The sequence below is a fragment of the uncultured Roseicyclus sp. genome, from assembly GCF_937892565.1.
GTDB lineage: Bacteria > Pseudomonadota > Alphaproteobacteria > Rhodobacterales > Rhodobacteraceae > Roseicyclus.
Genome location: NZ_CALAHQ010000083.1, coordinates 20,039 through 27,349 on the forward strand (window position 1 = coordinate 20,039; position 7,311 = coordinate 27,349).

6 protein-coding genes are annotated in these 7,311 nt (G+C 65.0%); all 6 read right to left on the reverse strand.

The features are described 5' to 3' along the window. Positions 1 to 68: 68 nt before the first annotated feature. Positions 69 to 1,556, reverse strand: a complete 1,488-nt coding sequence (rmuC, locus tag Q0094_RS11810) for a DNA recombination protein RmuC (RefSeq protein ID WP_297619688.1) — start codon at positions 1,554 to 1,556, stop codon at positions 69 to 71. 3 nt (positions 1,557 to 1,559) lie between these two features. Continuing rightward, the gene (gene mutL / locus Q0094_RS11815; RefSeq protein ID WP_297619692.1) at positions 1,560 to 3,383 is read right to left on the reverse strand and encodes a DNA mismatch repair endonuclease MutL; all 1,824 of its coding nucleotides are present in this window, start codon (positions 3,381 to 3,383) and stop codon (positions 1,560 to 1,562) included. Positions 3,384 to 3,431: 48 nt separating this feature from the next. Continuing rightward, entirely contained in the window at positions 3,432 to 4,754 is a 1,323-nt protein-coding gene (locus Q0094_RS11820) for a pitrilysin family protein (RefSeq protein WP_297619694.1), read from the reverse strand. Then, the gene (locus tag Q0094_RS11825) at positions 4,751 to 6,106 is read right to left on the reverse strand and encodes a pitrilysin family protein (RefSeq protein WP_297619697.1); all 1,356 of its coding nucleotides are present in this window, start codon (positions 6,104 to 6,106) and stop codon (positions 4,751 to 4,753) included. Before Q0094_RS11825 ends, Q0094_RS11820 begins: the two co-directional genes overlap by 4 nt. An 87-nt stretch (positions 6,107 to 6,193) precedes the next feature. Continuing rightward, complete coding sequence (locus tag Q0094_RS11830) at positions 6,194 to 6,712, reverse strand: DUF3035 domain-containing protein (RefSeq protein ID WP_297619700.1); 519 nt, start codon at positions 6,710 to 6,712, stop codon at positions 6,194 to 6,196. Between the two features lie 45 nt (positions 6,713 to 6,757). After that, the gene (gene lspA / locus Q0094_RS11835; protein ID WP_297619703.1) at positions 6,758 to 7,240 is read right to left on the reverse strand and encodes a signal peptidase II; all 483 of its coding nucleotides are present in this window, start codon (positions 7,238 to 7,240) and stop codon (positions 6,758 to 6,760) included. Positions 7,241 to 7,311 lie beyond the last annotated feature (71 nt).

Sequence of the window (7,311 nt, forward strand, 5' to 3'; positions counted from 1 at the left end):
TTCCGCAAGGAAAACGCACGGGAAAACCGGGGTTTTCCCACGCGCAAAACTTGCGTTTTGCGCCCCGCTCACCCTTCGGTCGGATCAGACCCGATAAGTTCGGGCGCGCTCAAAAGGCGCGGTACCGCTTCGACCCGGGGCGCATCTTGCAACTCGGGTGCGGGGGATTGGACCACCTGCATCGCCTCGAGCTTGCGGGCCGATGGCAGCACCCGCGCCTCGAGCGAGCCCATCGCCTTGTTGTAGCTTTCCACCGATCGGGTCAGCGACTGTCCCAGCTTTTGCAGATGCGCAGAAAAGACCGACAGGCGTCCATAGAGATCCTTGGCCTCTTGGTGGATTGCGACGGCGTTCTGGGCAACCGCTTCTTGCTGCCAGCCAAGGGCGATGGTTCTGAGCAGCGCGATGAGCGTCGAGGGTGTGGCGATGACCACGCGCGCGCGCATCGCGCGCTCCAAAAGCGCCGGGTCGCTTTCCACGGCCGCTGACAAGAACACATCGCCCGGAATGAACATCACCACGAAGTCGGGTGTATCGATCAACAGTTCGTGGTATTTCTTGGACGACAAGAGCCGCACATGGTCGGCCACCTGGCGCGCATGGCGTGTGATGGCGCTATCGCGTGCCTCGGGCGTGTCAGCCTCCAGCGCATCCAGATACCCATCGAGCGAGGTCTTGGCATCGATCACCAAAGACCGCCCACCGGGCATCTTTACGACGGCATCGGGGCGCTGCAGCCCGTCTTCGGTGCGGTGGCTGGTCTCGGTTTCGAAATCCACATGCTCGGCCATGCCGCTCAGCTCGAACACCTGGCGCAGCTGCATCTCGCCCCAGCGCCCGCGCGTTTTGGGCGCGCGCAGCGCTTGCACAAGCTTGCGGGTTTCGCCCGACAGCTGCGCCTGACCCAGCGTCAGATGTTCCACCTGTTCGCGGATGGCGCCATAGGCGTCGGTGCGGTGCTTTTCCATCTCGCGCAAGATCGTATCGAACGCGCCCAGCCGCTCGTTCAGTGGCTTGACCATGCCGTCGATGGCTTTCTGCCGGGCGTCCAATTCGGCGCGGGCGGTTTCGGCATGCGTGGTAAAGCGTTCGCTCACCCGGTCCAGAAAAGCGCGGGAATTGCCCTCCAGCACGTCGCTGGCCAGCGTCTTGAACTGGTTTTGCAGCGCCGCGTTCAGGCCGCGCAATTCCTCAAGCCGTGCGGAATGGCTTTTTTCGACGGTCTCAAGCCTGGCTTCGGCCTGATTGAGCGCACCCAGCAGGCCATCGCGATCTTCGCGCAGGTCGGTCAGGGCCTGTTCCAGCTGTGGCAGACGTTCGGCGCGTGCCTCGTGCACGGCGATCTGGCGGCGCAGGGTTTCGATCTCGGCCAGACCACGCCTGGCCCGTCCGAGATGCACACCGCGCCAGACCAGCATGGCGATCAGCACCAGCACGACCAGCAGCACCACCAGCAGATAGGCTGGCAACGGGTCGACGTCCGCCCCAAAGGGTGATGCAGCGCGCACCGACGCGGCGAGCGCATCGAGAAAGGCAAAGACAGGGGCGTTTTCCATGGCTTATGTCCGCCCAAAGAGTTTTTCGATATCGCTCAGTTCCAGCGCGACAAAGGTGGGCCGCCCATGGTTGCACTGGCCCGATCTTGGCGTCGCTTCCATCTCGCGCAAGAGCGCGTTCATCTCATCGGCGGTCATGCGGCGGCCTGTGCGGACCGATCCGTGACAGGCCATGCGCGACAGCACCGCGTCAAGCCGCGCCCGCAGCGCCTCGGACCGGTCCAGATCGACGATCTGATCGAGAATGTCGCGCACAAGCGGTTCGACCGCGCCCGTGCCAAGCAGGGCCGGGGTTTCGCGCACCGCGATGGTGCCGGGGCCAAAGGGCTCGATCATCAGCCCAAGGGTGGCCAGATCGTCCGCATGCGCAAGCAACCGGGCGGCCCCGTCACCCAGTGTCACGATTTCCGGGATCAACAGCGCCTGACGCGCCACGCCGGTCGCCTCCATCTGGCGCTTGAGGCGTTCATAGACCAACCGCTCATGGGCGGCATGGGCATCGACGATCACAACGCCGGTTTCGGTCTGGGCGATGATGTAGTTTTCGTGCACCTGCGCGCGGGCGGCCCCCAAGGGGCGGGTCATCACCTCGGGCGGTGGTGGCGCGTCGTCGATGCGGGCGGTCGGGATCCATGGCGCGGGGGCTTCGGCCAGGTGTGGCGCTTGCCAGTCGCGGGCGCGCGACAGGCTTGTCTGGCTGGGGCGGTCCATCTGATAGACGCGCGGGGGGGCACCCGTCTCGGGGCGAAAGGCGGCCAGCATGCCATCGCGCATCGTCGTGGCGCTTTGCGGGCCCGCCCCCGCCAGCGCATGGCGCAGCGCCGACACGATCAGCCCGCGCACCAGATCGGGGTCGCGAAAGCGCACCTCGGCCTTGGCGGGATGGACATTCACATCGACCCGTTCGGGGGGGCAGTCCAGAAACAGCGCCGCCGCCGGATGGCGGTCGCGCGCCAGCACGTCCATGTAGCCCGCGCGCAGCGCGCCATAAAGCAGCTTGTCGCGCACCGGGCGGCCGTTGACGAACAGGAATTGCGCGACCGATGCGCCGCGCGACGCGGTGGGCAGGCTGGCATAGCCGCGCAATCCCAGCCCGTCGCGCGTGGCATCGATGCGCAGCGCGTTGTCGATGAATTCCCGCCCCAACAGCCCGCCAAGCCGCCCGGCCAGCGCATCAAACATGTCGCCACTTTCCGCATCGGCCCGCAGCACCACGCGCCCCTCATCGGTCATGTCCCTGAGGGTGAAACCCACACCGGGTTGCGCCATCGCAAGACGGCGGACCACATCGGTGATCGCCTGCATTTCGGCGCGGTCGCTGCGCAGGAATTTCAGCCGTGCGGGGGTGGCATAGAACAGATCGCGCAATTCCACGATGGTGCCCCGTGACAGGGCGGCTGGGCGCAGGCCATCCATCACCCCGCCCTCGACGGCAATTTCATGCGCCGCAAGACCCGCGGTGCGGCTGGTGATTTTCAGCCGCCCCACCGCGCCCAGCGACGGCAACGCCTCGCCGCGGAAGCCGAAGCTCTGGATGTTGAGCAGATCGCTGCCGTCGATCTTGGAGGTGGCGTGACGCGCCAGCGCCAAGGGCAGATCCTCGGGGCCCATGCCACAGCCATCATCGGTGACGCGGATCAGCGACTTGCCGCCATGGGCCACCTCGATCAGCACGCGCCGCGCCCCCGCGTCGAGCGCGTTTTCCACCAACTCCTTCACCGCCGAGGCCGGACGTTCCACGACCTCGCCCGCCGCGATCCGGTTGATCGCGGCTTCATCCAATTGGCGGATGAGGGGACGGCTCATATTGGGGTCATCACCAGACATACCGCTAAACCTAGCATGTCCCCCGGGGTCGGGCCAAGGGCCGAGCGGTCAATTTCCGGGGGATAAGCCCGTCGGCTGGCCAACCACGACGAAATGCAGATCCTCCGGGCGCAACAGGCGGGCGGCCACGCGGCGCACATCCTCGAGGGTCACGGCCTCCACATAGGCGTTGCGATTGGTGACATATTCAACGGGGATGTCATCGGATTGCATCGCCGCCAGAATGCCCGCGATCGTGCCATTGCCGTCGAAACGCAGCGGGTATTCGCCGGTCATGTAGCGGATCGCATCGTCAAGTTCCTGTTGCGTGACGCCGTTTGCCGCCAGATCGGCCCATTGCTGTTTCACCACATCGATGGCTTGGCCCATCAGATCGTTCGAGGATGAAAACTGTCCCAGCATCCCGGGCGACAGATCGGCCAGCGACAGGAAGGTGCCAATGCCATAGGTCAGGCCGCGGGCCTCGCGCACCTCTTTCATCAGGCGCGACTGAAAGCCACCACCGCCAAGGATCTGGTTCAGCACAAAGGCCGCGAAGAAATCGGGATCGTCGCGGTCGATCCCCAGATGGCCGAAGAAAGCGACCGATTGCGGGCTCGGGAAATCGATGACCGTTACCCCGCCGTCCAGCGCGAAATCGGCGGGGCCCGGCCGCGCCGGGGCCTCGGGCGGCAGATCGCCCAGAATGCGGTCGATCAGCGCGCCCAATTCCACAGGCGTGATATCGCCCGCGGCACCCACCACCACGCGTCCCCGCGTCAGCGCCGCGCGATGGGCCGCCACGATATCCTCGCGCGTCAGCGCGGCCACGCTTTCGGCCGTGCCTGTCTGGGCCGTGCCATAGGGGTGATCGCCATAGGCGAGCCGGTTGAAGGTCGTGCCGGCGATGTCATCGGGGTCGCGGGCATTGCCTTCGATCATCGCCAGAACCTGAGCGCGCACCCGCTCGATGGCAACCGCGTCAAAGCGTGGCTCATTCAAGGCACGGCGCAACAGATCGGCCGCCTGATCGCGGTTCTCGCTCAGCATCCGGGCGCTGATGGTGACGGCATCGCGCGCGCTGTCAAAGTCGAAACTGGCTGCCAGCCCCTCGCGCGCGGCGGCAAAGCCTTGCGCATCCAGATCACCCGCACCTTCTTCGAGCAGACCCATCATCAGATGGGTGGCGCCGCGGGCGCCGGGCGGGTCCAGGACCGAGCCGCCGACAAACCAGAATTCCAGCGCCACAAAGGGGATCGAGGCGTCTTCGACCAGCCAGGCCTTGATGCCGCCGGGGGATGTGACCTCGTCGATCTTGATCGTGGTGGCCGTGGCGGCGGCGGGAAAGGCGAGACATGCCGCGATCAGGGCGGCTGCGATGCGGGTGATCATTGGCTGACCTCTGTGGGTTCGGGCCGAAGCAAAAAGCCTGTGACGGTCGCCGGGTCGCTGAACAGGCGCCGGGCGGCGGTCATCACATCATCGGGCGTGACGGCGGCCAGAACATCGGGCCAGCCCTGAATGTCGGCCACGCTCAACCCCGAGGCAAGATCCATCCCCCAGCTGCGGGCGAGCGATTGGGTGTTGTCTTCTTCGTAGATCTTGCCGGCCTCGATCTGAAACCGGATGCGCGCAAAATGATCGGCATCGATGCCATCGGCCAGCAAGCTGTCGATCATGCGCCAGATATCGGCCTCGGCCTCCTCCAGCGACAGGCCGGGGACAGGCACGTTGATCAGGCTGAACCCCGAAGGATCAACGCCGGTCGGGTCGTAAAAGGCTGCGGCGTAAAGCGAGCGTTCTTCCTCGATCTGCAACCGGCGCGCCATCAGCGATGTCTGGCCGCTGCCGCCCAGCAATTCGGCCAGATAGACCAGCGCGGCCGCTTCGGCCTGATCGCCGGGTTCGCGCACCGGGGCCAGCATCTGGATCGAAACATAGGGATTGGCCACGCGGGCATCGGCAAGATGGACGCGGCGGTCGGCAATATGGGGCGGTTCGGTTGGGCGGGCGCGGTTGGGCAAGCGGTCCGACGCGGGGATCGCCCCGTAATGCGTTTGGGCGAGGGCGCGCACGTCATCGGGGCTGACCGCACCCGCCACGATCAAGATCGCGTTGTTGGGGTGATACCATGTGTCATAAAAGGCGCGGGCATGGTCGGCTGACAAACGCTCCATCTCGTGGCGCCAGCCGATCACGGGGATGCGGTAGGGGTGGTTGAGAAACAAAGCCGCGCGCATCTGTTCATTGAAAAGCGCGCCGGCCGAACTTTCGGTGCGCTGGGCGCGTTCCTCAAGAATGACCGAGCGTTCGGTGTCCACCTCGACAGGGTCGAAAACCAGATCGCGCATCCGGTCGGCTTCCATCTGCATCATCAGGCCAAGCCGGTCGGCGGCGACGCGCTGAAAAAAGGCGGTGTAATCCCAGGACACAAACGCATTGTCCGACCCGCCATTGGCCTCGACCACGCGGCTGAATTCGCCCGATGCCACATCGTCGGTCGCCTTGAACATCAGGTGTTCGACGAAATGCGCAATCCCCGAAAGGCCCGGTGGTTCATCGGCGGCACCCACGCGATACCAGACCATATGGGTCACGGCCGGGGTGCGGTCATCGGCGATCACCACGACCTGCATGCCATTGTCGAGATAGAATTCGGTCACCTCGCCTGCGGCTTGCGCCAGCATCGGGGGCAGGCTCAGCAAAAGGGTCAGACCCAATCTGGTCGCAACATGGCGCAGCATGCACATCCTCCGGTTGGGGTGCTGTGGTCGGCAAGATAACCGTAGGCCATCAGGGATCAACCGTGGCTGACAAAGCCGTGAGCGGCCTTAGTCCCGGTCAAGGCCTTCGGGTGGGGCGGCAGGCGTGCGCACACCCGCGCGGCGCAGGCGCGCCAATTCGGCATAGGTGTCAAGCGACATGTCGCGATAGGCGCTGAAATAGACATTGGTGTTAAACAGGCGTTCCAACAGGCGCCCCCTGTTCTCGCGGCGGAAATCCAGATCCTCGCGCGCCAGCACATCGCGGATGTCGGGTGACACGCCAAAGCGTGCGGCATAGGCGGTGATGCCGCCCGCCTGTTGGTTGCCGCGATCGGGATTGCCGCCCAAGGCGCGGACCGCGTCGCCTTGCGGATCGGGATCGGTGCGGTTCACCCCCCCCGGTGTCGGCTCTGGCAGCAAGCTCAGGTCTTGGGGAACCTCGATCGGTCGGGTCGGCAGGATCGAGAATTCATCCGGGCCGGATTCGGTATTGCGGATGTTCATCAGACGTGGATCGCCCCCGCCGCAGGCCACCAGCGCGATCAGCGCGGCACCAAGCGTCAGGCTGGAAAACAGGCGCGGCATGCAACGATCCTTCGTCATCCTCGGGGTCGGGGTCTATCGCAAATCTCAGGCCCCGTCACGGTCCATCTTGCTGTCATTGGCAAAGATCAGCAAGCCAAAGGCCCCCGCGAAGATGCCGATATCGGCGATGTTGAATGCAAAGGGGTTATGGACCCCGCAGCATGACATGTTCAGAAAATCCGCCACGGCCCCGTAGAGCAGGCGATCAAGGGTGTTTCCCAGCGCCCCGCCGATCACCGCGCCGGCCGATATCAGCGCGATGGGCCGTGTCAGCCCGTGCTTGGCCCACCACAAAAGCCAGCCCGTGATACCTAGCGCCAAGGCAATCAGAAGCCAGCGCATCACCTCGGGGCCACCCGAAAACAGGCCGAAATTGATGCCGGTGTTCCAGCCCATCTTGAAGGTCAGATAGGGGGGGGCCACCTCGATGATGCCGCGTGTGGCCAGATCCATGGCATGGACCACGACGTATTTCGAAATCTGGTCCAGCGCAAACCAGAGGGCGCTGGATAACAGGACAAGACGCATGGTGGCTTCCCCGCTTGGGCCTTTGGGTCGAAATAGGTCATCGCGAAACCGATGACCAGCGTGCCCAAGGC